The organism is Gammaproteobacteria bacterium, from assembly GCA_037388465.1.
Lineage (GTDB): Bacteria > Pseudomonadota > Gammaproteobacteria > SpSt-1174 > SpSt-1174 > JARRKE01.
The window spans coordinates 1-26,045 of the sequence record JARRKE010000051.1 but is presented as its reverse complement, the minus strand read 5'-3'; the positions used below and the strand labels follow the sequence as shown (position 1 = coordinate 26,045).

Below are 26,045 nucleotides of genomic sequence, written 5' to 3'. Positions count from 1 at the left end.
GCTCGGTACCGGTATCCGCTTCCGGCGTGGCGTCCAGCAGGGCGAAGATGGTCTCGCCCGCCGCGATGCCCTTTTGCAGGGTGGGATTGATCTGCGCCAGCCGGCGCAGCGGCTCCATCAACATGAGGATGGCGGTGACGAAGGACACGAAGGTGCCCACGCTCATGGTCTTGAGCAGCGTGCCGGAGGTCGCCAGATAGATGATGAAAGCGATGGCGATGGCGGCGATGAACTCCATCACCGGCAGGCTGGCGGCCTGCACGGCGGTCAGACGCAGTTGCAGGTGGCGGCTTTTCTGATTGGCGTGATCGAAACGTTTGGATTCGTACTTTTCGCCGCCGAAGATCTTCACCACCCGGTGGCCTTCGATCATCTCTTCCGACACGTGGGTCACCTCGCCGACCACGTCCTGAATGCCGTGACTGAGGCGCCGGAACAGTTTAGTCACCGACAGCACGATCAAGGCGATCACCGGCACTAGCACCAGAAACACCAGGCTCAGTTCCCAGCTGACGTAGAACACCCAGCCCAGCAAGCCGAGCGCCGTAATGCTGTCGCGCACCAGGATGGTGAAGCTGCTGGTCGAGGCACCGGCGACCTGCTCGACGTTGTAGGTCAGCTTGGCGAGCAGTTCGCCGGAGGAGGAATTGTCGAAAAAACGCACCGGCATGCGCAGCAGGTGGCCGAACATGTTGCCGCGCAGGTCCATCACCACACGCGTGCCGACGAAGGCCATGTAATACGAGGACACGTAACTGCTGACGCCGCGCACGAAATACAGTCCGACCAGCAGGGGCGGAATCCAGGTGATGGTCTTGAGATCACGCGCCACGAAACTGCCGTCCAGCAGCGGCTTCATCAACGCGGCCATAGCCGGCTGCGTGGCGGCGGTGAGCGACATGCCGAGCACCGCAATCACCAGATAAGGCCAGTACCGCAGCGACTCGCTGAGCAACCGACGATAAATGCCCATCCCCGTGGGTGTCTGGGGAGATTCGCTCATTCTCAGTTCGAACCGTTCCCGGAGCGGGTGGTGGCGATCGACAGGCGGGTCAGCCCGAGGCGCGCGGCGGCATCCATGGCGGTGACCACGGCCTGGTGCGGCGTCATCGCATCTGCGCTGATGATGACCGGCTGGTCCTTGTTCTCCTTCACCACGTCGCGCAGTGCGGAGATCAGGGTCTCCGGACGGTTGTTGACCAGCGGATGTCCGTCGATGAAGAAATTGCCCTTGGCGTCGATGGCGATCTGGACCTGCTTACGATTGTCCTGCTGCGCACTGCTGGCCTTGGGCAGATCGATCTTCAGCTCGGCGTGCCGGCTGAAGGTGGTGGTCACCATGAAGAAGATCAGCAGCAGAAAGACGACATCGATCAGCGGCGTGATGTCGATATCGATGTCGCGACGCTGGCGGCGACGGAAGTTCATGCATTACCCCCGCGCTTGCGCTCGCCGTGCAGCACTTCCACGAGTTTGATCGCCTCCTGCTCCATGGTCACCACCAGGCTGTCCACCTTGCCGCGGAAGTAGCGGTGGAAGATCAGCGCCGGGATGGCGATGCTCAAACCGGCGGCGGTGGTGATCAGCGCCTTGGAGATGCCGCCGGCGAGCTGGTTGGGGTCGCCCACGCCGATCGAGGTGATCACGCTGAACACCTGAATCATGCCGACCACGGTGCCGAGCAGGCCGAGCAAGGGAGAGATGCCGGCGATGGTGCCCAGGCTGTTCAGGAATCGCTCGAGTTCGTGGGTGACGTGGCGGCCGGTCTCCTCGATCGCCTCGCGCATCACCTCGCGGCTTTCGTTGGCGTTGACCAGGCCGGCAGCCAGCACGCGGCCGAGCGGCGAACCGGTACGCAATTCGCGCAGGCGCTGTTCGTTCATCTGGCCCGCCTCGATGTTACGCCAGATCTGCGCCACCAGCTGCGGCGGGATGACGCGCTTGGTGTTCAGGCTCCATAAACGCTCGATGATGATCGCCAAGGCGATGATGGAACAGGCAATGAGAGGCAGCATCAGCCAACCGCCGGCAACGACCAGTTCGTACACGGGCAAGTCCTTAAGAGTGTGAGGGATTTAAAATGCGCGACATGATACTTGATTTAACAGGCCCTTTAAAAACTACCGCGGGACGATGATACGGCGTTGGAAACCGGCTCAGAACGCTCATTTACCGCCAGGAAACTGCGCTTTCGCGCCGGTTTGCGCCTTGCCTGATCGCCCCTCGTGACGCTTTTCAACTACCTGTTGCGGGGCGCTCGAAAAACGGGCGTCCGCACCCAGCTTGAGATCACAGCCTGACATGTTATTCCAGTAATGTCGCGCCTGCAGGCGGTATCCCGGAGACAGGCGCGGGCCCGCACCGCCCCTGAAATCGACCTGCAGGGCGCCCTGATTGCAGGTATCGGCGAGTCGGATACGGCGCGCCGCATAGCGGGCCGTGACCTCCCGGCTGGGGAAATGATAGCGGTTGCGATAGCCCATGCTGAGCAGGGCCAGACGCGGGTGCACTGCCGCCAGAAACGCCGGCGAGGACGAGGTGCGGCTGCCGTGATGCGGGACGACCAGCACATCGCTGTGCAGCGTATCCCCCGCCGCCAGCAGCCGCTCCTCGGCCGGGCGCTCGATGTCGCTGGCCAGCAACAGGCTGCCCGCCGGGGACGAGACCCGCAGCACGCAGGCGCGGTTGTTGCGCGATCCGGCCAGCCCCTGCGGCGGATTCAGCATCTCGAAGGCCACCCCGTCCCAGCGCCAGTGCTGACCCGCCAGGCAGGGCCTCGCCCTGCCGCTGGCCACGAAGCGGTGCGCGCTGCTCAGCACACGGTGCACCGACAGCAACCGTATGACCGATGCCGCACCGCCGGCGTGATCGTTGTCGCCGTGCGAGACGATCAGCGCATCCACGGTGCGGATGCCCCGGTTGCGCAGATAGGGCACCACCACGGCGGCACCGGTATCGAAACTCGGGCTGAAACGCGGGCCGGTGTCGAACACCAAAGTGTGGCCATGGGTGCGCACCACCGCCGCCAGCCCCTCCCCCACGTCGAGCAGCGTCAGCCGGTAATTACCTATGACCGGGCGCGACGGCTGCCATCCGAGCAGGGGCAGCAGCAACAACGTGCCCAGCCAGCGGCCCGGCAGGCCGCGCGGCGCCATGATCACCGCCACACCGAGCACGGCCAGCACCAGCGCCCAGAACGGCGCCGCCGGGGCATGCCATTGAGCAAAGGGCAGACCGGCAAGCAACGTCAGCAGAGGCCACAGCGCGGACAGCACCCCCTGCGCCAGCCATAGCAGCAGGTGCCCCAGCGGCGCATAGGCCTGCAACGCCAGGGTACCGATCAGCGCCAGAGGGACCACCAGCAGACTCACCACCGGTACCGCCACCAGGTTGGCCAGCGCCCCGACCAGCACGCCGCGCTGAAAAAACCACAGCGTGAGCGGCAGCAGCCCGAGCGTCAGCCAGAACTGGATACGCCCCCACTGACGCAAACCACGCACGGGCCGGACCCTGCCGCCGGCCAGGTAGAAGATCACCCCGACCGCGAAAAACGAAAACCAGAACCCCGGCGACAGCACCGCCAGGGGATCGAAAACCAGTACGGCGAACAAGGCAAGAGACAGGGTCTGCAAAGGCCTGATCTCGCGCCGGACCAGCAGCGCCCCCATGACCACGGCCAGCATGATCAGGGCACGCTGGGTCGGCAGCGACAGCCCCGCCAGCAGGGCATAACCGGTCGCCGCCAGCAGGCCCGCCACCGCCGCGGCCTGCATCGCGGGCATGCGCAGACACAGCCAGGGCACCCGCCGCCAGAAGAACATCGCCACGGCGAACACCAGCCCCGCCACCAGTCCGATGTGCAGGCCGGAAATGGCCATCAGATGATTGGTGCCGGTGGCCAGCCAGATACGCCACTGGTCCTGCGGGACGTCGCCGCGCGCACCGACCACCAGCGCCTCCAGCACCCCGGTGAACCTGCCCCCGGGCAGGGAAGTGTGGATCGAAGCGGCCAGATGCTGGCGCAATCGGTCCAGGGTGAAGGTTTCGCCGAGCAGGCGGTTGCCGGCAGCGCGGCGCACATAGCCGGTCGCCTGCACGCCTTCGCGGTACAGCCAGCCCTCGTAATCGAATCCGCCGGGGTTCATGAACCCGTGCGGGCGCTTGAGCCTGACATGCAGCCGCCAGCGCTGTCCGGCCTCGACAGGCTGCAGCGGATGATGCCAGGTCAGGCGCAGCCGGCGCGGCGGCGTCATGCGGTTGCCCCGCGCATCCCGCAGAGTGTCGGACACGAGCTCGAAACGCACCCCGTAGCTGAGCTGCCGGGGCAGACCGATCACCCGGCCGACCACGGTAACGTCCCGCCCTTCCAGGCTGGCCGGCAGACCGGGCGCCAGCTGCCAGTGAGCCAGGCACAGCGCCCACAGATAACCGACGGCGAACACGGCAGGGACGACCAGCCGGCGCCGCCCCCACGGCCATGCCAGCAGCCCGAGCAGCGGCAGGATCAGCCAGCCCCAGGACACCGCGGGCAGGACCCCCGCCTGTTGCAGCAACAGGTCACCTGCCAAAAACGCGACCGCCAGTACCGGCATGTTCATGAAATAAAAATCATGGATAATGTCCAGCTCGCGGTAGCGGACGGGTCCGCGCTTAAGTCACGTTTATGCCAAAAAAGCTGCTCAAAAAGGTGTTCCCCGCCTACGACTCGGTGCGCGATCACAAGCACCTGCAGTTTTTCGGCACCCTGCTGCACGACCCGAACCTGTGGCACATGAACCGCCACTCGGTCTCCGGCGCCTTCGCCGTGGGTCTGTTCATGGCCTTCGTGCCCGTGCCGTTCCAGATGGTCGGTGCGGCGGCCCTGGCCATCCTGTTCCGCGTCAACCTGCCGATCTCGGTGCTGCTGGTCTGGCTCACCAATCCCGTGACCATGGGGCCGGTCTTCTTCTTCGCCTACAAGCTGGGGCGCTGGATACTCGATGCCCCGCCGCTGGCCTTCCATTTCCAGTTGAGCCTGGACTGGCTGATGCACGACATGGTGCGCATCTGGAAACCCTTTCTGCTGGGCTGCCTGCTCTTTTCCGTCACCGGCGCACTGGTGGGTTACTACGGCATGCTGATGTTCTGGCGACTGCATGTCGGACAGCGTTGGCAGGAACGCAAACGGCGCCGACTGGCGTCACGCTCCAAGCATGATTGAGGCGCTGTTCTCGCCGCGCCTGATCCTGGCGGCCAGCCTGTATCTGGCCCTCAGCCTGGCGGCGCTGGTGCTGCTGGAAAAACTGGGGGAACGGGTGGCGGAGGTGCGGGTGACGCACTTCCTGCTCGCGCACATGGGGGTGCCGCTGGTGCGCGTGCTGTTGATGCTGCTGTTCATTCTGTTGACGCTCCCTGTCCTGCTCGATCAGCCGCAGCTGCCCGGGCTCGGGCATCTGCTCGACAACGGCCACGAACGTTTCCAGACCCTGGTGAACTGGCTGTTCGTGGTTTCCCTGATCCTGCCTCTGCTGCCCGCGATCGGCCGGTTCACGGCCCTGATCCTGCCCATCCAGGGCACGCTGGCGCTGGCATTCCTGGCGCATTGGGCCGCGGCCGACAACGCGCTGAAGTTGAATCTCTGGCCCGACCTGCCCACCCTGGGCGGCATCGTGCTGTTCGCGGTGCTGGGGCATCGGGTCAGCGCCCTGCTCGCCCACCGGCTGGGCCTCGACGTACGCCATCAGCTGCATATCGCCGACGCCGACGAGGTGATCGGCCAGACCACCTTATTAGTATTTCAGATTCCCAGCCTGCTGCTGTACGGCCTGTATCTCGGCCGTCAGTTCACAGCTCTTCAATAATCCCGTCGTGCAGGGTGTAGACCTTGTCCATGCGTGAGGCCAGGGTCAAGTCGTGGGTGACCACCACCAGCGCGGTGTGCAGCTCGCGATTCAGCCTGAGCATGGTCTGGAACACCTGATCCGCCGTCTTGCGGTCCAGGTTGCCGGTCGGTTCGTCGGCCAGCACCGCCCGCGGCTCGGTGATCAGGGCGCGGGCGATGGCGGCGCGCTGGCGTTCGCCGCCCGAGAGTTCGCCGGGCTTGTGCTGCAGGCGACCGAGCATGCCCACCCGCTCCAGCAGGTTGCGGGCGCGATCCATGGCGGTGCCGGGATTCGCACCGGCAATCACCAGCGGCAGGGCGACGTTTTCCTGCGCGGTGAACTCCGGCAGCAGATGGTGGAACTGGTAGACGAAGCCCAGGGCGCGGTTGCGCAACCGGCCGCGGGCCGCGTCCGACAACCGCGCCATGTCCTCGCCGGCCACCCTGATGGTGCCCTCCGTGGGCGTGTCCAGCCCGCCCAGCAGATGCAGCAGCGTGCTCTTGCCGCTGCCGGAACTGCCGAGGATGGCGATCTTCTCGCCGCGCCGGACCTCCAGCGCGACGCCCTTGAGCACATCCACGCTCAATCCGCCTTCGGAAAAGCGCTTGAACAGCCCCTCGGCGCTGATCACGACCTCTTTCGCCCCCTGCCCGTCATTCATAGCGCAGGGCCTCCGCCGGCTGGGTGCGCGAGGCGCGCAACGCCGGATACAGGGTGGAGACGATCGACAGCACGAAGGCGATCACGGCGATGTGCCAGACATCGTTGATTTCGAGGCGCGAAGGAATCTCGCTGATGTAGTACACGCTGGCCGGCAAAAACTGGGTATGGAACAGCCGCTCGATGGCCGGCACGATGGTCGGCACGTTGAGCGCCAGCAGCACCCCACCGATCACGCCCAGGGCCGTGCCGATCACGCCGATGAACGTGCCCTGAACCATGAACACCCCCATCACCTGACGCGGGGTCAGCCCCAGCGTGCGCAAAATGGCGATGTCGGCCTGCTTGTCGGTGACGACCATGACCAGGGTGGAAACGATGTTGAACGCCGCCACCGCGACAACCAGGAACAGGATCACGAACATCACCAGCTTTTCGGTGCGCAACGCCTTGAAATAGTTGACGTGCATCTGGGTCCAGTCGCGCACCCAATAGGAATGGCCCAGCTGGCTGGACAGGCGATTGCTGACCATGGGGGCGAGAAACATGTCGTCCAGCTTGAGACGCAGGCCGCTCACGTCCTTGCCCATGCGGAACAGGCGCTGCGCGTCCTTGATGCTGATGAAGGCCGAACCGCGGTCGTATTCGTACATGCCGACGCGGAAGATGCCCACCACGGTGAACCGGCGCAGGCGCGGCAGGATGCCGGCCGGCGTCACCCCCGCCTCGGGCGTGATGACCATGACCTTGTCGCCCATGCCCACGCCCAGGGAGCGCGCCAGCTCATCGCCCAGCACGATGCCCCAGTCATTCTTATCCAGCGCGTTCAGCGAGCCGTCCAGCATGTGGCGGCCGACGTCCGACACCTTGTCTTCCTGCTTGGGCAGGATGCCGCTCACGATGGCGCCGCTCACCGCCCGGCCGTTGACCACCATCGCCTCCTGCCGGACATAGGGTGCGGCGGCAAGGATGTGATCCTCGCCCACCAGGCGGTTTTCCAGGCCGCTCCAGTCGGCCAGGCGACCGTTCAGCTGGGTCACGGTGGCATGCGCGGTCATGCCTAGAATGCGCTGGCGGATTTCGGTCTGGAAGCCGTTCATCACCGACAGCACCGTGATCAGGGCCGTAATGCCCAGAGCAATGCCGAGGATGGAGGTCAGCGAGATGAACGAAATGAAGTGATTACGGCGCTTGGCCCGCGTATAACGCAGGCCGATGAAGATCGATAGGGGACGATACATCCGGCGATTAAATCACAGCAGGGTGAAAAGTGAAATCTAAGGAATGCATGTAAGCGTCTGTTTAATCAAAATTTAATCGCCAACGCCCCGTACCCCGCAGGTGCGGACAAGAGGGCGGTTGAAATGCCCCGCTCCCGGTGCGGCGAAACGCCGGAGCCACGCGCAGAAATTACAAAATGCTTTGTACTCAATAAAATAGCGCGCTATCCTCACAAAATAAGTGATGCTATAGTTCCAGGCAGAATCTACAAAGGGAGCCCCCCATGTCCCAGCATCCGTCATTGACCGCACTTACCGCCCTGGTCCTCGCGTTCGGCGCCTTCCAGCCGGCAAGTGCCGAGATCCTGACCCTGGGCAAGGATCAGACCCCCGCGGTAATGACCAAGGCGGACACCCCCAAACGCGGCATGCGCATGAGCGAGGTGGTCAAGAAATACGGCCAGCCCACCCGCAAGCTGCCGCCGGTCGGCGGCGCCTCGCCGCAGCGCCCACCGATTACGCGCTGGGACTATCCCGGATTCACCGTCTATTTCGAAAACAAGTATGTGGTCCATACGGTGATCAACGCACCCGCTCAGCCGGCGCCGCCTGACGCCACCCCCGCCCCGGCCAAGCCTGCCGCACCGATGTCTCCGGCCGAGCCGAAACCGGCGGCACCGGCGGACGGGATGGACAGCAGCACACCACAGACCAACTCGAAATAAAGAACCCATCGTCATGCCGCAGGGCTGTCTGCTGCCCGCAGAATGGGCGGATCAAAGCGGTGTCATGCTTACCTGGCCCCACTCGGGAAGTCCGTGGGGTGAACTCCTGCCCGACGTCGAAAAGGTCTATCAGACCATCAGCCATCATGTGTCCGCCCGCGAACTGCTGCTGATCGTGCATCGCGACGCCGCGCACCGCCGGCATATCAAACGCAAACTTGAAGAGGCGAATGTCGAGCTCAGCCGCGTACGTTTCGCCGAAGTGCCGTCCAACGACAGCTGGGCACGCGACCACGGCGCCATCACCGTGCTCTGCGATGGCGAACCGCGGCTGCTGAGCTTCCGCTTCAACGGCTGGGGGGAAAAGCACCCCCACGACCTCGACGACCTGATCAACGACGGCATCCGCCGTGCCGGCCTGTTCGGCGAACACCCGCTCGACGCCATCCCGCTGGTGCTCGAAGGCGGCAGCATCGACACCGACGGTCAGGGCACCCTGCTTACGACCCGTCACTGCCTGATGACGCCGACCCGCAACCCGCAGCTGAGCCAGGCGGGGATCGAGTCCGCCCTGCGCGAACACTTCGGCGTGTCGCGCGTGCTGTGGCTGGAACACGGACATCTCGCCGGCGACGACACCGATGCCCACATCGACACCCTGGCGCGGTTCTGCAACCCGGACACCATCACCTACATGACCTGCGAGGATCCGGATGATGAACACTTCACCGGCCTGCAGGCGATGGAACGCGAGATCCAGGCCCTTCGCACCGCGGCCGGCGAGCCGTACAAGCTGGTGCCCCTGCCCATGCCGGCCCCGATCGTGGACGACTCCGGCCAGCGTCTCCCCGCGAGCTACGCCAATTTCCTGATCATCAACGGCGCCGTGCTGATTCCGGTGTACGGCGACGCCAACGACACCCTGGTCGTGGAGCGCCTCACCGGGGCCTTCCCCGACCATACGCCGATCGCGATTGATTGCCGGCCGCTGATCCACCAATATGGCAGCCTGCACTGCATCACCATGCAGTTCCCGGCCGGAGTGCTTGCGTAATGACCGTCAAAGTCGCCTGTGTCCAGCACGCCAACAGCGCGGATGCCGACGCCAATCTGGCCGCCTCCGTGGCGGGCGTCCGCGACGCCGCCGCCCAGGGCGCCAAACTGATCCTGCTGCAGGAGCTGCACCGCAGCCTGTACTTCTGCCAGCACGAGAATCCCGACCTGTTCGATCTCGCCGAATCCATCCCGGGCCCCGGCACCGAAGCGCTGGGCGCGCTCGCGAAGGAGCTCGGCGTGGTCATCGTCGGCTCACTGTTCGAACGCCGCGACACCGGCCTGTATCACAACACGGCGGTAGTGCTGGACTCGGACGGCAGCCTCGCCGGCCTCTACCGCAAGATGCACATCCCGGACGATCCCGGCTATTACGAAAAATACTATTTCACCCCCGGCGACATCGGCTTCGAACCCGTCGACACCTCGATCGGCCGGCTCGGCGTGCTGGTCTGCTGGGACCAGTGGTATCCGGAAGCGGCGCGCCTCATGGCGCTGGCCGGCGCCCAGGTGCTGCTCTACCCCACCGCGATCGGCTGGTCGCCCGACGACACGCCCGAAGAACAGGCCCGGCAGCGCGACGCCTGGCAGACCGTTCAGCGCGCGCACGCCATCGCCAACAACCTGCCGGTCATGGTCACCAACCGCACCGGCTTCGAAACCGACCCCAGCGGCGCCCTGTCCGGCAGCCAGTTCTGGGGCTCCAGCTTCATCTGCGGCCCGCAGGGCGAAATGCTGGCCGAAGCGCCCAGCGATGCGCCGGCCGTGCTGACCGCCGAGCTCGACTTCGCCCGCACCGAACGCGTGCGCCGGCTGTGGCCGTACCTGCGTGACCGGCGCATCGACGCCTACCAGGACCTGTTGTTGAGGTACAGAGACCGCTGAGCCTATGACGCAGGCACGTGAGGCAACCGGCTGGCTGCAACACTTCCCGGCGTTGCAGACCATCGAGGATCCCGAAGGCCTGGCCGTCCTGCGTACCGCGAACGAAATTCGGGTACCCCCCGACACCACGGTGTTCCACTCCGGCGACGCCTGCCAGAACTACCTGCTGGTCATCGAAGGCAGCGTGCGGGTACAGCAGGTCTCCACCAGCGGCCGCGAAATCGTGCTGTACCGGGTCGGACCGGGACAATCCTGCGTACTTACCACCACCTGCCTGCTGGCCACTGAGCGCTACGTGGCCGAAGGCATCACCGAAACCCCGGTGCATGCCATCGCCATTCCGGCCGCGCAGTTCCAGCGCGGCGTCAATGCCTCCGCAGGCTTTCGCCGTTTCGTGTTCGCCGCCTTCGGACAGCGCCTGAGCTCCCTGATGCAGCTAGTCGAGGAAGTCGCCTTCGGCAAGCTGGATGCGCGGCTCGCCAAACGACTGCTGACCCTGTCGGACGGCCACCCCCGCCTGGCCATGACCCATCAGGAACTCGCCATCGAGCTCGGCACCGCGCGCGAGGTCGTCAGCCGCATGCTCAAGGAATTCGAAAAGCAGGGCTGGGTGCGCCTGCAACGCGGTATCCTGGAAATTCTCGACCGGCAGGCCCTGCAACACCTCGCCTATGGGTGACTAAGTCACGGAACTGACAGGCGGCCGGGCGCAAACTATATATACGTGTTAATCAACCACGTGAAAGGAGGAGTGCCATGTTAAACGTAGGTACCGTGGACCGGATCGTCCGCATCGTCGTCGGCCTGATCCTCATCGCCCTGGTCTTCGTGGGTCCCAAGACCCTGTGGGGCTGGATCGGTGTTATCCCGCTGGCTACCGGCCTGATGGGCTGGTGCCCGGCATACAGCATTTTCGGCATCAAGACCTGCAAACCCAAAGACGCGACTTAAGATGGTGAGGCGTTAGAGGTGAGGCGGAAAGACTCCGCTCTTTCTCACGCCTTACCACCTTGCCTCGTCACGTCTTGCTGAGCCAAAGACGCGGGCAACAAGAAGCAACAACCCGCAGTGACTATGAAAACGGCGCAAGTGATTGCGCCGTTTTTTTGTCTGTATTAGTGCTAATTAGATAGGCAAGAGTTTTTGTTTCGCACGCTTCCAGGGTGCGTTTTTTTATCCAACCCCTGTTGATGCGTGCGAGTCCCTTTCTTTGTACGCACAAAGAAAGGGACGAAAGAAATGCGCCCCCACCGCCTTGGCCTTCGGCTTCCCTCGCCACCGCTGTCTTGCGACGGGCACGGTTCGACACGACGTCCTGTCGCGACGAACCTCAGCCCGGCGTCCATGCCGGGCTGACCCTGCAAGCCATCGGATGCTCGGCAAGGCGGGACGGGGTTTTTGGGGAGGTGTGAGAAGTAAGGGGTGAGGCGAAAAGACACTGCCATCTCCTCACGCCGAAGGTCCCCGTTGGCCGCGCCCGGAACGCCCCGCAATGGACTGACCAGGAGCCGTAGGGCGCGTGAGGGATCACGCGCGTCTTTCGTCAGGCCAGGGACGCCGCCTTGCCGAGCGGCCGGTGGCTTGCAGGGTCAGCCCGGCAGGGACGCCGGGCTGAGGTTCGTCACGACAGGACGTCGTGTCGAACCGTGCCCGTCGCAAGTCAGCGGCTGTGAGGGCAGCCCGTAGGGCCAAGGCGGTGGGGGCGCCTTTCTTTCGTCCCTTTCTTTGGGCGAACAAAGAAAGGGACTCGCACGCATCAACAGGCGTTAGATAAGAAAATCCCAGCGCGTTAGCGTGCGAAACAATACCACTTACCTTTCTGATCGGGCTCACCGCACACAAAACCATATCTAACCACACCCAATATCAAACCCCTTTTAAACGCCGCAAATGCCGATACAGCGTCCGCTCGCTGATACCCAGCTCCTTGGCCGCCAGGCTGCGATGCCCGCGGTGCCGTTCCAGCGCGGCGAGGATATCCTGATCGACGTAACGTGTCCTCGGCATGGCGGTCGCCTCGGGTGAACGGGACAAGCCGTTGTCGGGTTCCGCTTCGAGCAGGTTGGTGCCGTCGTGCAAATCGTCGAACACCAGGTGTTCGAGACGGATCGGCTCGCCGCAGGCGAGGATCACCGCGCGCTCGATGATGTTGCGCAGCTCGCGCACGTTGCCGGGGTAATCGTAGGTCAGCAGCGCCTCGATGACGTTGGCCGCCAGCGGGATCTGGGAGTCGCCCTCCTCGATGCGGCTCAGGAAATGCTCCACCAGTTCGAGGATGTCGTCCTTGCGTTCGCGCAACGGCGGAACCTGCACGGGAAAGGCCGCCAGGCGGTAATAGAGGTCCTGCCGGAACTCGCCGTTGGCCACCATTTCCTGCAGGTCGCGATTGGTAGCCGCAATCACCCGCACGTCGACGGGGATGTAATCGTTGCCGCCGACCCGGCGGATGGTGCCGGACTCCAGCACCCGCAGCAGTTTGGTCTGCAGGTCCAGCGGCAGCTCGCCAATCTCGTCGATGAACAGGGTGCCGCCGTTGGCGCTTTCGACCAGCCCGATCTTGCGCGCGCTGGCTCCGGTGAAGGCGCCCCGCTCATGCCCGAACAGCTCGCTTTCGATCAGGTTCTCGCCCAGGCTGGCGCTGTCCACGATCACCAGCGGCCGGGCGTTGCGCCTGGAATAGTGATGGATGTAGTGCGCGACGCGTTCCTTGCCGACGCCGCTCTCGCCCGTGATGAGCACGCTGGTCTGGGTGGGCGCGACCCGCTGCAGCAGGCTGAGCAGGTGCAGCATGGGCTTGGAGCGCCCGTTCAGCTCCGTCGCCGGGCGGGTCTCCCGCTCCTCGGCCAGGTGACGGATCTCCTCGAACAGCACCCCGGCCAGCGGGTAGGCGGCGGACACGTCGATGGGCGTGGCGCGCACCTGCAGCAGCCGGCGGTCGGCTTGGTCGCGGAATACCAGCTCGACGGAGCACCGCTCCTCGAACACGGCGCGAAAGGGATCGTCGCCGGCCTCCATGCACAACATGCCGCCCGGCATGAACTCGCGGCAGCGTTTGCCGGACAGCGAGGCCAGCGGTTCGTCCACCTGTCCGGCATAGCGCCGGTTGGCGGTGACGATGCGGTAATCGCGGTCGATCACCACATAGGCTGCGGGTATGCCCTCCAACAGCATCAGGGGATCGATTTCCCCGGGCATGACGGCCAACTCCCCATTCCTTGTCATGACACTAGCTGACGCCTAATGACAAAACCTGTCAACCCGCGCGGCACAACCGATTCCGGACAAAGCGATCCTGCAGGTGGGCTTTTCGGGGTGCTCGTGGGACAATGTGCGCCCCCTGCAATACCCGTATTTTGATGAAGTCGTCCGATAATCCATTCCAGCCGGTGCTGCCCGATGCCGAGCACCCGCATATCGTCTGGGGCCAACTGCACGGTGCCAGCGAGCCCATGGCGCTGGCCAGCCTGGTGGCCTCGCACCCCGGGTTCTGCCTGATCGTCACCGAGGACGCCCACCAGGCCGACCTGCTCAGCGAATCCATCGCGTTTTTCGAGCCGCAGCGGCCCGTGCCGGTCTTCCCGGACTGGGAAACCCTGCCCTACGACCTGTTCTCGCCGCACGAGGACATCGTCTCGGAGCGCATCCGCCTGCTCACCGGGCTGCCTCACGCCACCCGTGGAGCGCTCATCGTCGCCGCGCCCACCCTGATGACCCGCCTGCCGCCGCGCAGCTTTCTGGCCGCCCACGGCCTGCAGCTGCGCACCGGCCAGCGGCTCGACGTGCACGCCCTGCGCCAGGACCTGGAGGCCGCGGGCTACCAGGCCGTCACCCAGGTGTATTCGCACGGTGAGTTCGCGCTGCGCGGGGCGATCCTCGACCTGTTCCCGACCGGCAGCGAAACCCCCTACCGCATCGACCTGTTCGACGACGAGGTGGAGAGCATCCGCGCCTTCGACCCCGAGACCCAGCGTTCCGGGGACCGCATCGAGGCCGTCGAGCTGCTGCCCGCCCACGAATATCCCTTCAACGAAGACGCGATCCGCGATTTCCGGCACCGCTACCGCAGCCGCTTCGAGGGCGATCCGCGCAAGAGCCTGATCTACCGCGACGTAAGCCAGGGGCACCCCCCGGCCGGCATCGAGTACTACCTGCCGCTGTTTTTCGAGGCGGGCATGGCGACCCTGTTCGACTACCTGCCCGAGGACACCCTGATCGTCTACCACCAGGGCGTGACCGGTGCCTGCGAAGGCTTCTGGCACGCCGTGGAAAACCGTTACGAGGAACGACGCCACGACCTGGAACGGCCCCTGCTCGAACCGCAGGAACTGTTCCTGCCGCCCGAACAGGCGCTGGGCCGGCTGCGCCACGGCCGCTCCATCAGCTGGAGCCGCTTCAGCCATACCGAAGCAGTGGCGCACAATTTCAACGCCCAGGCGCTGCCCACACTCAGGATCCAGCCGCGCCAGGAACGCCCCGCCGCCATGCTGGAGGATTTCCTGGCCCGCCAGACCGGGCGGGTGCTGTTCACTGCCGAATCTCCCGGCCGGCGCGAGTATCTGGTCGAACTGCTGCGCGGCTTCGGCATCCGTCCGCGCACAGTAGACGACTGGCCGGCCTTTTTGGCCGGAGACGACCCGGTCGCCGTCAGCGTCTCGCCGATCGAGGAAGGCCTGCTGCTGCGCGAGCCGCCGCTGGCCATCATCCCCGAGACCCTGCTGGTCGGCGAACGCGCCCGCCAGACCCGGCGCCGCGCCCGCCCGTCGCGCGACGCGGATGCCATCATCCGCAACCTCACCGACCTGCGCGAGGGCTCGCCGGTGGTCCACGAGGATCACGGCGTGGGACGCTATCTCGGCCTGCAGACACTGGCGGTGGGCGGCGCCACCCCCACTGAATTCCTGCTGATCGAGTACGCCGGCGGCGACAAGCTGTACGTGCCCGTCGCCTCGCTGCACCTGGTCAGCCGCTATACCGGCACCAGCGAAGAGCAGGCGCCGCTGCACAAGCTCGGCGGTGAGCAGTGGGCCAGGATCCGCCGCCGGGCGGCGGAAAAGATCCGCGACGTGGCCGCCGAGCTGCTGGACGTGCAGGCCCGGCGCGCGGCCCGCCAGGGTTACAGCTTCGTCGTGGACAGCGACGAGTACGCCGCCTTCGCCGCGGCCTTCCCGTTCGAGGAAACCGAGGATCAGGAAACCGCCATCAAGGCCGTGCTGGCCGACATGGCCGCCGGCCGCCCCATGGACCGCGTGGTCTGCGGCGACGTCGGCTTCGGCAAGACCGAGGTGGCCATGCGCGCCGCCTTCGTGGCCGCCCACGGCGGCAAACAGGTCGCGGTGCTGGTGCCGACCACCCTGCTCGCCCAGCAGCACACCCAGAACTTCCGCGACCGCTTCGCGGACTGGCCGGTGCGCATCGAATCGCTGTCGCGCTTTCGCACCGCGGCGCAGACCAAACAGGCGCTGGCCGAGCTCGCCGCCGGCAGGATCGACATCATCATCGGCACCCACAAGCTGTTGCAGGACGACGTGAAATTCAAGGAGCTGGGGCTGGTGATCATCGACGAAGAACACCGCTTCGGCGTACGCCACAAGGAAAAGCTCAAGTCCCTGCGCGCCCAGGTGGACGTGCTCACCCTGACCGCCACCCCGATCCCGCGCACCCTGAACATGACCCTGGCGGGCATGCGCGACCTGTCCATCATCGCCACGCCGCCGGTTCAACGCCACGCCATCAAGACCTTCGTCAGCGAATGGAGCAAGCCGCTGATCCAGGAGGCCGCCCAGCGCGAGCTGCGCCGCGGCGGACAGGTGTATTTCCTGCACAACGAGGTCAAGACCATCGAAAAAATGGCGCGCGAACTCGGCGAGATCATCCCCGAGGCCAGCATCGCCGTGGCGCACGGCCAGATGGCCGAGCGCGAGCTCGAGCACATCATGCTCGACTTCTACCATCAGCGGACCAACCTGCTGGTGTGCACCACCATTATCGAAAGCGGTATCGACATCCCCACCGCGAACACCATCATCATCAACCGCGCGGACAAGCTGGGGCTGGCGCAGCTGCACCAGCTGCGCGGCCGCGTCGGTCGCTCGCACCACCGCGCCTTCGCCTACCTCATCACCCCGCCGCGCAAGGCCATGACGCCCGACGCGGTGAAGCGCCTGGAAGCGATCGAGTCGCTGGAGGAACTGGGTGTAGGCTTCACGCTCGCCACCCACGACATGGAGATCCGCGGGGCCGGCGAACTGCTGGGCGAGGACCAGAGCGGCGAGATCCAGGAGATCGGCTTCACGCTGTACAACGAGATGCTGGAGCGTGCGGTGCAGGCCATGCGCGAGGGGCGTATGCCCAACGTGGATCAGCCCATCAACGCCGGCACCGAGGTCGAACTCGGCGTCCCCGCCCTGCTGCCCGAGGACTACGTACCGGACGTTCACACCCGCCTGATTCTGTACAAACGCATCGCCGCGGCCGCATCGGAAGACGCCCTGCGCGATATCCAGATCGAGCTGATCGACCGCTTCGGACTGCTGCCCGAACCGGCCAAGCACCTGTTCGAGGCCACCGAACTGCGTCTCAAGGCCCAGGCCCTGGGGATCCGCAAGATCGAGACCGGCCCCGGCGGCGGGCGCATCCGCTTCAACCCGGACGCGAAGATCGACCCCGCGCGCCTCGTCAAGCTGGTACAGTCTCAACCCAACGTTTATCGTTTCGACGGCGCGGAAAAGCTGCGCATCACCCGGGAACTGCCCGATACCCCGGCGCGCATTGCAGCCCTGCACCAACTGATGGACACTTTGCGGCTCGAACCGCTCGCCAGTAACCCGACCGAAAACGCATGAAACCACTACTTCGCATTCTCGTACTGCTCACGCTCGCCCTCGCGACGCTCACCGCGACCGCCGCCACCCAGACCCCCAAGAGCTGGCAGGTGGAGATGATCCTGTTCCGCCCCAACAATCTGCAGGCCGCCTACGATTCCGAGCAGTGGCCGGCGAACCCGGGCACGCCCGACACCAGCCAGGCCGTGCATCTGTTCGACAAGGGCGCGGGACCGGTACCCCGGGGATTCAAAGCCCTGCCGGGTTCGTCCGGCGATCTGGGCAAGGTGCTGGACGACCTGAAAAAATCCAGCAACTACACGGTGCTGGGACACCTGGTCTGGGTGCAGCCGGGCCTGGGGCCGGATGACGCCAAGCCCATCAACATCGATCTGGGAGCGGACTACAGCAGCCAGTTCCCCGAGCTCATGCAGCCGCAGTGGCAGCTGGACGCCCAGGGCAACCCGATCCAGGTTCCGCCGCCGGCACATCTCCGGGAGCTGACCGGTACGGTCAAGATCGTATTGCAGCGCTACCTGCATCTGTACACCGACCTGCTGATGCGCGTGCCGGTCACCGAGCCGCAGCAGGATGCCTCCGGGCAGCCCGTTCCCACCCAGCAGCTGGCCGTCGTGCGCATCCAGGAGCACCAGCGCATGCGCTCACGGCATCTGTACTACGTGGACCACCCCCTGCTGGGCATCCTGATCGAGATCACGCCGACAGGAAGCTGAGGTTTGAATAAGAAATAAAAAAGGCCCCAATGGGGCCTTTTTTATTCGCGTGTACGTGGGGTCACATGAGTTCCAGGGCGGTGCTCAACAAGCGTCCGATCTGCTCCATGCCGGTCTTCACGTTTTGGTTGATCTCGTCGATGGAGATCACCTCCCCCGGTCCGGCACGCCCCGCGGCCCAGTTGGCCACCACCGAACAGCTCGCATAGGCCAGGCCGATTTCGCGCGCCAGCGCCGCTTCCGGCATGCCGGTCATACCGACGATGTCGCAGCCGTCGCGCTCCATGCGCGTGATCTCGGCCGCCGTCTCCAGGCGCGGGCCCTGAGTCGCACCGTAGGTGCCCTGCGTACTGATCTCGATCTGCGCCTGCCCGGCGGCCCGGATCAGCAGTTCGCGCAGATCCTGATCGTAGGGAAACGAGAAATCGATATGGGTGACGTGGCTCAGGTCCTTTTCGAAAAAGGTATGGGCACGTCCCCAGGTGTAATCGATGATCTGGTCCGGAATGACCAGGTGGCGGGGTTTCATCTCGGGGGTGATGCCGCCGACCGCGGTGATCGCGATAACGCGCTTGACGCCGATGTAGCGCAGACCCCAGAGGTTCGCACGGTAGTTGACGATGTGCGGCGGAATGGTGTGCCGGTAACCGTGGCGCGCCAGGAACACGACCTCCTTGCCGCCGTATTCGCCATGCGTAAAGGCCCCGGAGGCCTCGCCGAACGGCGTATGCACCACCTCGCGGCGAATGATCTTGAGGCCGGGCAGCTTGGCGAGCCCGGTACCGCCGATGATCGCGATTTCAGACATTCACATCCCCTTGACCGCGTAGATGCCGGGGGCGTTGCGCCAGTATTCCTTGTAATCCATGCCGCAGCCGAACACGTAGCGGTCCGGTACCGTCAGGCCGATGAACTCGGCCTCGGCATCGGCGCAGCGACGGTCGTGGTGTTTCTCGACCAACACGGCGGTGGATACCGAAGCCGCGCCGTTCTCCCGGCAATAGGCCTGAATGGCCGCCAGGGTGTAGCCCTCGTCGAGGATATCGTCCACCAGCAACACGGCGCGCCCTTCAAGCGGCGTGGTGGGCATGGCCAGCCAATGGACCTGATGGCCGCCGCTGGTCTCGCCACGGTAGCGGGAAGCATGCAGGTAATCGACCTGCAGCGGGAACAACAGGCGGGGTAAAAGACGACCGGCGGTCACCAGACCGCCGGTCATCACGCACAGGATCAGAGGATTCTCGTCCTGCAGCCGTGCTGTAATGCGCTGTCCCAACCCGTCCAGGGCGCGCGTGACGTCCTGCGCGCTGTACAGGAGGTCGGCCTCGTCGAGAACGCGGGCGGCCTCCGCGGGTGTGACAGCCATGGGTACCGAGGTACCCGCAGATCAGTAGGTGAAGGTGACGGTGTCGTCGTCCATCGCCTCGCTGATCACGTAGGCACCGCCTACGGTCTCTTCGATCTCGGGGATCAGGTCGTCGCCCCACAGATCCAGGGTCGGGGTGCAGACCTTGAAGTGCACACCGGCCTCGACGGCATCCTTCATGAAGTCATAAACGGACTTGGAGCTGCCTTCCTGGACGTACAGGTTCTCGGCAACACCCTTCTTGGCCAGCTCACCGGCACGGCCGGTCATGACGACTTCAACGTCATATTCCATGGCAGCGGCAACGGTCGCCTGGAAGAAAGGGGCGCCCAGCTCGGAGCCATTGGTCGGGTCGGTGTTGACCATCACGATAAGCAGCTTGTCAGCCATAGAGGTCTCCTGCGGATTATTCGCGTCAGCGTAAAAAGGGCGTGATTATAGGCTCGTTACGCTGACAAGACCATCAAAAATTAGAATAGACGAATTTACTTGATTTATAAAAAAGGGCAGGTGCCGGCAGGGGTATTTCAGGGCGTGGTGTTTCTGACAACATCTATAATAGATTCAATGCGTTGCATCTCATTTCTAACTTCATTTCTGCCGATATCGATGGCCTCTTCGACACGGTGAAACTCCATTAAACCGATGTGCCGCGCATGCGGGGCAATGACGACCTCGGGGGGATCGCCGGCCATGCGCGAACGCGTGATACGCATGGACATGATGTTGATGCTGCGCGCGAGCACCTCCAGCAGCGAGGGCAGTTCCTCCTCGTCCTCCACAACCTGCTCCTGGTCACCCAAAGGCAGCACTTTGCCGGCCAGATCACCCAGCCGCTCCTTGAACCTATTGGTGAGCTCCTTGCCCTGGAACTGCTCCAGGCGTTTGACGAGCTTGTTGGCCGTGCCAGGCACTTCCAGCAGATCGGCGTTAAGGTCCACGGCGATCACCACGTCGGCCCCGAGCATGCGACACACCGACACGGGAACGGGGTTGACCAGCCCGCCGTCCAGCAGCCAGTCGCCATCGACCTTGTAAGGCCGGAACAGCCCCGGCAGGGCGATGGAGGCGCGTATCGCGTCGAACAGATTGCCTTCGCGCAGCCACACCTCGCGTCCGGTCTCCATGCCGGTGGCCACGGCCACGAAACCGGTTTCGCAGTCCTCGAAGCACATGTCGCCCAGGGTATCGCGAAAGAACTCGAACAGCTTTTCGCCCGCGATCAGCCCACCGCCGAGACTCACATCCATGAAGGACATGACCTTGCGCCAGGTCAGGGTGTGCAGCCACTCTTCCAGAGGATCGAGCTTGCCGGCCGCGTAGGCGCCGCCCACCAGCGCCCCGATGGAGGAACCGGCGATAACGTCGGGTACGACACCGAGGGATTCGAGCTCGCGGATAACGCCGATATGCGACCAGCCCCGGGCCGAGCCGCTTCCCAGGGCGAGCCCGATCCGCGGCCGGCGTTTCATTGGGTTTCCTTGCCCTGCAGCCCGGCGAAGGCCGGCTCTTCCTGCAGCTTGAGGCCGTCCGGCATGTGCAGGGTGCGGGTCGGGAAGGCCACCTCCGCCCCGTAGCGGTCGATGATGTCGGCGATCTTCAGCAGCACGTCCTGCTTGACCTCGTGATAACGCTTCCATTCCGTGGTGCGCGTAAAGGTATAAATAAAGAAGTCCAGCGACGAGGCACCGAAGGCGTTGAAATTGACCATCAGGGTCTGACTCTGGTCGATGTCCGGATGGGTCTCCAGCATCGCCTTCACATCCGCGACCACCGCTTCGACCTTGGCGAGGTCGTCGTAGCGCAGCCCGATGGTTTCGTAAATGCGCCGATGGGTCATGCGCGAGGGATTTTCCACCGCGATGGTCGCGAAGATCGCATTGGGCACGTAGATGGGCCGCTTGTCGAATTTGCGGATCCGGGTCAGCCGCCAGCCGATCTCCTCCACCGTGCCTTCGATCTCGCGGTCCGCCGAACGGATCCAATCGCCGGCCACGAATGGCCGGTCGAGATACAGCATCAGGCCACCGAACACGTTGGACAGCAGGTCCTTGGCGGCAAAGCCGATGGCGATACCGCCGATGCCGCCGAAGGCCAGCACGCCGCTGACGCTGAACCCCAGGGTCTGCAAAGCGACCAGGGTGGACGTGACCACCAGGGAAATCCGCAGCAGCTTGCCCAGCGCCTCGACGGTGACACGGTCGACCTCACCCTCCCTGCCCTTGCCCACCTTGCCTTCGATATAGGCACGCTCGACGTTGCGGATCAGGCGCCACAGGAACCAGGTCAGCGAGGCGATCACGCCGACGTCGCGCAACGGGGGGATGGCGGCGAAAATGGCCGCCTTGGTTTCGGAGTAAATCACCTCCGCCGCAAAGGAGATGCCCACCACCCAGATCAATGTCGTCAGCGGGCGGTCGATGGCCTCGAGCAGGGCGTCGTCCCAATGGGAACGGGTCTGCTTGGTTCGCCGTTGAATGCGGATCAGGAGGCGGCGCAGGATCCAGTCGGCCAGCAGCACCAGGAAAACGATGACGAAGACCTGGATGGCCCATCCGGCAAGCCCGTACTGCTTGCCGATGCCTACCAGCCATTGCCAGGCAACCTGCATATCTTGCGACAGCTTATCCATGGTTCGGAATCGTATTACTGCGATTTATAAGATGTTACACGTCCATCTCCAACCACGGCGAGGTCTCCAGCAGCGCGACGACCTGCTGCGCGTCGCGCCACTGACTGCTCTCACGCAGTTCACCATAACCCGGCGCATGGTGGCCATGCATGCGGGCCAGGCGCAGCTGGGCGACCGGATTTCCGTAGTCCGCCAGGCTGTCCACCACTTCCGCGGCCCCCTCGGGATGATTGCACACCAGCACCATGTCGCAACCGGCCTGCAGGGCACGTTCGGCGCGCGCGGGGTAGCTGCCGCCCACGTCGGCGGCCGCTTCCATGCTCAGATCGTCGCTGAAGATCACCCCCTGGAAACCCAGCTCACCGCGCAGCACGCCTTGCAGCCAGTAGGCGGAAAAGCCGGCCGGCGCGGGATCGACCTGAGCATAGATCACATGCGCCGGCATCACGCCGGCGAGGCCATCCTCGATCAGGCTGCGGTACGGCAGCACGTCGGCGTCCATGATCTCATCCAGCGAGCGGTGATCGACCGGCAGCGCCAGGTGCGAGTCCTCCTTGACCGCGCCGTGACCTGGGAAGTGCTTGCCGGTGGCCGCCATGCCCGCATCGCGCATGCCGTGGATGTAACTGCGTGCCAGTTCCGTCACCACCAGCGGATCGCGATGAAAGGCGCGGTCGCCGATGATGCCGCTGACACCGTAGGCCAGATCCAGCACCGGCGCGAAACTGAAATCGACACCGACCGCACGCAACTCGGCCGCCATCAGCCAGCCCAACTGGCGCGCCAGTTCGCGCGCCTTGCGCCGGTCGTGATCGTACAGCTCGCCGAGCCGCGCTACCGGCGGCAGACTGGTAAAGCCCTCGTGGAATCGCTGCACCCGCCCGCCTTCGTGGTCCACCGCGATCAGCAGATGCGGGGTACGCAGCGCGTGGATCTCTCGCACCAGCTCGGTGAGCTGGCCGACGGACTCGAAGTTGCGGGTAAAGAGAATGACGCCGCCCACCTGGGGGTGGCACAACAGCTCGCGCTCCTCGGGGCTGAGCGAGGTGCCCGCGAGATCGAGCATGACGGGGCCGAGAGACATGTCCGCTACATCGTGGTTGAGTTGGCCGCAGTTTAGCAGCAAACCACCGCACGGCCGCACCCGGTCAGGCCAAAGGCTGCCTCCCTGACCCCGTTCTGCCTGATGAACCGTCCTCAATAAGTGCCGTTGAACACCAGATACCGATTATTGTTAGTGTCGGTCACGAACAGCTGGTTGCCGTACAAATACAGTCCAGAAGGACTCCACATCGAAGAGGCTGTCGTGCCGCTACTGCTCGAGGTGAAGTCGGGCTGGCCCAGCACCGCATCCGCCGCCTGGCCATTACTGGTCGGCCACGCATTCCAGATCAGCACCCGGCTATTGTTAGTGTCGGCCACGAACAGCTGCTGGCCGTCCACCCAGACAGCGTACGGGCGATCAAGGGTGTTCGCGGCGGTGCTGCCGCCGCGGTCGGCGGTATTGGAGGTAAAGTCCGCCTGCCCCAGCACGAGGTCCGCCGCCTGGTCGTTGGTGATCGGGAACGTATTCCAGATCAGCACCCTGTGATTGTAGGTGTCCGCCACTACCAAGCGCTGGCCGTCGGTCCACACCCCGTAGGGATTGCTCATGGTCTGAGCATCGGGGCTGCCACCCTGGTTGGTGCTGGCCCCCGTGAAGTCCACCTGCCCAAGCACGAGGTCCGGCGGCGTGTCGGCGGTCGGCACGCTGTTCCAGATCAGCGCCCGGTGGTTATGAGCGTCGGGCACCACGAATTTGCCGCCCCCGGCGACGCTGAATGCGGGTACGTTGAATCCCCCGACCGTACCGGCGGTAAGCGTAAACGACGGCGTCTGCGGGCTGGCAGCATTCGGCGCGCTGGTCGCCGCAGTGGGGATGGGATCGTATACGGCAACTTCGTTGTTAGTCAGTTCGGGTACATACAGCCGGCCGTCGTAATCGGTCACGGATGTCGCCCCAGACAGCGTGCCGCTGGTGCTGAAATCCGGCGCACCGAGCACGAAATCAGCGGGGGCCCCGTTGCTGGTCGGGATGCTGTTGAAACCGAGCACTCGGCTGTGGCCATAGTCGGGCAGGTACAGCACGCCGCCGATCACGTCCGGGTTGCCGTGGACGGAGCCGAGGGTAGCGAAGCTGCTGGAAGTGAAATCCGGCTGGCCGATGACCACATCCGCGGCCTGGCCGTTGCTGAAACTCACCACCCCGGTCGTGGCAACACCACTACTGCTGCCACCACCTCCGCCATTGCAGGCAGCCAGTGCGATACAGACGACACCGAGCACGGCGCCCCGAAAAACAAAATCCGGGACGAACCGTTTCAGCCTGTCCAGACGATGTCCCTGCATTGTCATGTGCGTCATGCTTTCTCCCTCTTTTCCCCATGTTGAAATATACGGCGGTGTTAATCGGTCAGCGTGGTTTCACTAACGCCCACCGACGACCGTTCGCTATCGAAGCTGATGCAACGTGTAGCGGGTGCGTTACCGCATGAGGATCAGGAGGTCGTGCAGAATCGAAAGCCGGCTCAATGCGTCATGAACGGCGCTCAACAATTGCCGTTGAACACCAGATAGCGGCTATTGCCCTTCTTTTTCATCCCGGTAATGAACACGGCATTCCCCTTGATTCCGCGCACGCTCCGTTATCACCAAACGCATTGCCGCAGTTCTCGACGCACGACATCAACTGACGTAGATGTTTCGTACTTCGTTATTTCCCGGGTCGGCGGTTACCGATTTCGACTTATCTCCCGACACGTCCCCTGCCCCTGAAAACACAGTTACCAACATCGCTGTTTTGTTCCAGCGGCGTTGACAGCCAGGATTTTAATTAACGGACAGCCTGCCTACTTTGCTGTGCGTATTTATTATTTTGTTGTGTGTCCACACGCGCCGTCATGCGCGGTTTTTACGTCACTCAGTATCTGACCGTGCTGGCCACCGGATACGGATAAACTGCGGTTTTCTGCATCTGCGCTGCCCGACTGCTGAGCGTGCCGTCTCCCGCAAGCCTGGGGTATGCTGGACGAGAGAAAATGGTGAATGCCATCGCCCGCAAAATGCGGGAGGGAAACGTGGCAGAATCATTCTCTGGAGCAAGCACGTATAGACAGACTCCTGCATGCTTGAGACACATAGCAAAACGCCGCCCATGGGGCGGCGCTTGCAAGTGTTCTTGTGCAACCGGCCCTGATCAGTATGTGCCGTTGAACACCAGAGAACGGTTATTGTTTTGATCGGCCACGATCAATTGCCGGCCGTACACATACAGCCCGTCAGGGGCGGACATCAAAGAGGCGGTCGTGCCACCTGTGGTCGAGGTGAAGTCAGGCTGACCCAGCACCGCATCGGCCGCCTGGCCGTTCTGGGTAGGCCAGGAATTCCAGATCAGCACCCGGTTGTTGCCAGTGTCACACACGAACAGCTGCGGGCCGTTTACCCAGACGCCATCGTAGGGGTCATTAAGCGTATTCGCGGCTGCGCTGGGACTGATGGTCGAGGTGAAATCCGGCTGACCCAGCACCAGATCCGGCGGCTGGTCGTTGGTGGTCGGGAAGCTGTTCCATATCAGTATCCGGTTGTTGTATTCATCCAGCACCACCAGGCGCTGACCGTCGGTCCACACACCGGCGGGATGGGACATGGTCTTGGCGCTGACGCTGCCGCCCTGGTTGGGCGAGGTCCCGGTGAAGTCCACCTGCCCCAACACCAGGTCCGGCGGCGTGTCGCTGGTCGGCACGCTGTTCCAGATCAGCACCCGGTTGTTGGCGGAGTCGGTCACCACGAACTTCCCGCCGCCGACGGCGATGGTCTCATTACTGGCTAAACCACCGACGGCGCTGCCGGTGATGTAAAACGCCGGCGTCTGCGGGCTGGCTGCGTTCGGTGCGCTGGTAGCCGCGACAGGAATGGGGTCGTACACGGCGACCTCACTGCTGCCATATTCATCCACGTACAGCCGGCCATCGTAATCAGCTGTGGTCTGCGCCCCGTTCAACGTGCCGCTGGTCGTGAAATCCGACGCACCGAGCACGAAATCGGCTGCC

The 26,045-nt window shown here is 64.2% G+C and carries 24 protein-coding genes; 9 read left to right on the top strand and 15 right to left on the bottom strand.

What is annotated here, in order from left to right; translation table 11 throughout:
* The 4 genes from P8Y64_10140 to P8Y64_10125 all read right to left on the bottom strand — a co-directional run.
* Positions 1 to 1,003, bottom strand: a 1,003-nt coding sequence (locus P8Y64_10140) for an ABC transporter transmembrane domain-containing protein (protein MEJ2060830.1), incomplete at its 3' end; no start/stop codon positions are given.
* A gap of 2 nt (positions 1,004 to 1,005) precedes the next feature.
* Positions 1,006 to 1,428 (bottom strand): biopolymer transporter ExbD, encoded by a 423-nt coding sequence (locus P8Y64_10135; protein ID MEJ2060829.1) that lies wholly within the window; start codon positions 1,426 to 1,428, stop codon positions 1,006 to 1,008.
* Complete coding sequence (locus P8Y64_10130; protein MEJ2060828.1) at positions 1,425 to 2,048, bottom strand: MotA/TolQ/ExbB proton channel family protein; 624 nt, start codon at positions 2,046 to 2,048, stop codon at positions 1,425 to 1,427. Before P8Y64_10130 ends, P8Y64_10135 begins: the two co-directional genes overlap by 4 nt.
* 117 nt (positions 2,049 to 2,165) lie before the next feature.
* Positions 2,166 to 4,598, bottom strand: a complete 2,433-nt coding sequence (locus P8Y64_10125) for a DNA internalization-related competence protein ComEC/Rec2 (protein MEJ2060827.1) — start codon at positions 4,596 to 4,598, stop codon at positions 2,166 to 2,168.
* 65 nt (positions 4,599 to 4,663) lie between these two features.
* On the opposite strand from P8Y64_10125, the gene P8Y64_10120 reads away from it, so the two are divergent.
* Together P8Y64_10120 and P8Y64_10115 are read left to right on the top strand one after the other, a co-directional pair.
* Positions 4,664 to 5,200, top strand: a complete 537-nt coding sequence (locus P8Y64_10120; protein ID MEJ2060826.1) for a DUF2062 domain-containing protein — start codon at positions 4,664 to 4,666, stop codon at positions 5,198 to 5,200.
* Positions 5,193 to 5,840, top strand: a complete 648-nt coding sequence (locus P8Y64_10115; GenBank protein MEJ2060825.1) for a hypothetical protein — start codon at positions 5,193 to 5,195, stop codon at positions 5,838 to 5,840. The genes P8Y64_10120 and P8Y64_10115 overlap by 8 nt, the downstream gene beginning before the upstream one ends.
* On the opposite strand, the gene lolD is transcribed toward P8Y64_10115, so the two are convergent.
* The gene (gene lolD / locus P8Y64_10110; GenBank protein MEJ2060824.1) at positions 5,824 to 6,522 is read right to left on the bottom strand and encodes a lipoprotein-releasing ABC transporter ATP-binding protein LolD; all 699 of its coding nucleotides are present in this window, start codon (positions 6,520 to 6,522) and stop codon (positions 5,824 to 5,826) included. The two genes, P8Y64_10115 and lolD, sit on opposite strands and share 17 nt — an antisense overlap.
* On the bottom strand, positions 6,515 to 7,762 hold the full coding sequence (locus P8Y64_10105) for a lipoprotein-releasing ABC transporter permease subunit (GenBank protein ID MEJ2060823.1): 1,248 nt from the start codon (positions 7,760 to 7,762) through the stop codon (positions 6,515 to 6,517). The genes lolD and P8Y64_10105 overlap by 8 nt, the downstream gene beginning before the upstream one ends.
* Positions 7,763 to 8,025: 263 nt before the next feature.
* Between P8Y64_10105 and P8Y64_10100 the strand changes: the two genes are divergently transcribed.
* From P8Y64_10100 to P8Y64_10080, 5 genes are all read left to right on the top strand, one after another.
* A complete protein-coding gene (locus tag P8Y64_10100) occupies positions 8,026 to 8,466 on the top strand; it encodes a hypothetical protein (protein MEJ2060822.1) in 441 nt (146 codons plus the stop codon).
* A gap of 13 nt (positions 8,467 to 8,479) precedes the next feature.
* Positions 8,480 to 9,520 (top strand): agmatine deiminase family protein, encoded by a 1,041-nt coding sequence (locus tag P8Y64_10095; protein MEJ2060821.1) that lies wholly within the window; start codon positions 8,480 to 8,482, stop codon positions 9,518 to 9,520.
* Entirely contained in the window at positions 9,520 to 10,404 is an 885-nt protein-coding gene (locus tag P8Y64_10090) for a carbon-nitrogen hydrolase (GenBank protein ID MEJ2060820.1), read from the top strand. The genes P8Y64_10095 and P8Y64_10090 overlap by 1 nt, the downstream gene beginning before the upstream one ends.
* A gap of 4 nt (positions 10,405 to 10,408) precedes the next feature.
* Positions 10,409 to 11,083 (top strand): Crp/Fnr family transcriptional regulator, encoded by a 675-nt coding sequence (locus P8Y64_10085; GenBank protein ID MEJ2060819.1) that lies wholly within the window; start codon positions 10,409 to 10,411, stop codon positions 11,081 to 11,083.
* Between the two features lie 77 nt (positions 11,084 to 11,160).
* Positions 11,161 to 11,355 carry a DUF2892 domain-containing protein gene (locus P8Y64_10080; GenBank protein MEJ2060818.1) on the top strand — a complete coding sequence of 65 codons (195 nt, stop codon included), beginning with the start codon at positions 11,161 to 11,163 and terminating at the stop codon, positions 11,353 to 11,355.
* A 915-nt stretch (positions 11,356 to 12,270) separates the two neighbouring features.
* Here P8Y64_10080 and P8Y64_10075 read toward each other — a convergent pair.
* Positions 12,271 to 13,599: a sigma 54-interacting transcriptional regulator gene (locus P8Y64_10075; GenBank protein MEJ2060817.1), complete on the bottom strand. Its 1,329-nt coding sequence runs from the start codon at positions 13,597 to 13,599 to the stop codon at positions 12,271 to 12,273.
* Between the two features lie 161 nt (positions 13,600 to 13,760).
* On the opposite strand from P8Y64_10075, the gene mfd reads away from it, so the two are divergent.
* Positions 13,761 to 17,246, top strand: coding sequence for a transcription-repair coupling factor (gene mfd, locus P8Y64_10070; protein ID MEJ2060816.1), 3,486 nt, complete (start codon positions 13,761 to 13,763; stop codon positions 17,244 to 17,246).
* Positions 17,243 to 17,959 (top strand): CsiV family protein, encoded by a 717-nt coding sequence (locus P8Y64_10065; protein ID MEJ2060815.1) that lies wholly within the window; start codon positions 17,243 to 17,245, stop codon positions 17,957 to 17,959. The genes mfd and P8Y64_10065 overlap by 4 nt, the downstream gene beginning before the upstream one ends.
* A 61-nt stretch (positions 17,960 to 18,020) precedes the next feature.
* Here P8Y64_10065 and P8Y64_10060 read toward each other — a convergent pair whose 3' ends face one another.
* The 8 genes from P8Y64_10060 to P8Y64_10025 form a co-directional block, all read right to left on the bottom strand.
* On the bottom strand, positions 18,021 to 18,767 hold the full coding sequence (locus P8Y64_10060) for an S-methyl-5'-thioinosine phosphorylase (GenBank protein MEJ2060814.1): 747 nt from the start codon (positions 18,765 to 18,767) through the stop codon (positions 18,021 to 18,023).
* Complete coding sequence (locus P8Y64_10055; GenBank protein ID MEJ2060813.1) at positions 18,768 to 19,325, bottom strand: hypoxanthine-guanine phosphoribosyltransferase; 558 nt, start codon at positions 19,323 to 19,325, stop codon at positions 18,768 to 18,770.
* A 21-nt stretch (positions 19,326 to 19,346) separates the two neighbouring features.
* Positions 19,347 to 19,715 carry a DsrE/DsrF/DrsH-like family protein gene (locus P8Y64_10050; GenBank protein ID MEJ2060812.1) on the bottom strand — a complete coding sequence of 123 codons (369 nt, stop codon included), beginning with the start codon at positions 19,713 to 19,715 and terminating at the stop codon, positions 19,347 to 19,349.
* Between the two features lie 137 nt (positions 19,716 to 19,852).
* Entirely contained in the window at positions 19,853 to 20,797 is a 945-nt protein-coding gene (gene rssA / locus P8Y64_10045; protein ID MEJ2060811.1) for a patatin-like phospholipase RssA, read from the bottom strand.
* Positions 20,794 to 21,957, bottom strand: coding sequence for a mechanosensitive ion channel family protein (locus tag P8Y64_10040; protein MEJ2060810.1), 1,164 nt, complete (start codon positions 21,955 to 21,957; stop codon positions 20,794 to 20,796). The genes rssA and P8Y64_10040 overlap by 4 nt, the downstream gene beginning before the upstream one ends.
* A gap of 34 nt (positions 21,958 to 21,991) precedes the next feature.
* Positions 21,992 to 23,041, bottom strand: coding sequence for a beta-N-acetylhexosaminidase (nagZ, locus tag P8Y64_10035; GenBank protein ID MEJ2060809.1), 1,050 nt, complete (start codon positions 23,039 to 23,041; stop codon positions 21,992 to 21,994).
* A gap of 113 nt (positions 23,042 to 23,154) precedes the next feature.
* Positions 23,155 to 24,360, bottom strand: a complete 1,206-nt coding sequence (locus P8Y64_10030; GenBank protein ID MEJ2060808.1) for a hypothetical protein — start codon at positions 24,358 to 24,360, stop codon at positions 23,155 to 23,157.
* An 832-nt stretch (positions 24,361 to 25,192) separates the two neighbouring features.
* On the bottom strand, positions 25,193 to 26,045 hold an 853-nt coding region (locus P8Y64_10025), incomplete at its 5' end, for a hypothetical protein (GenBank protein MEJ2060807.1).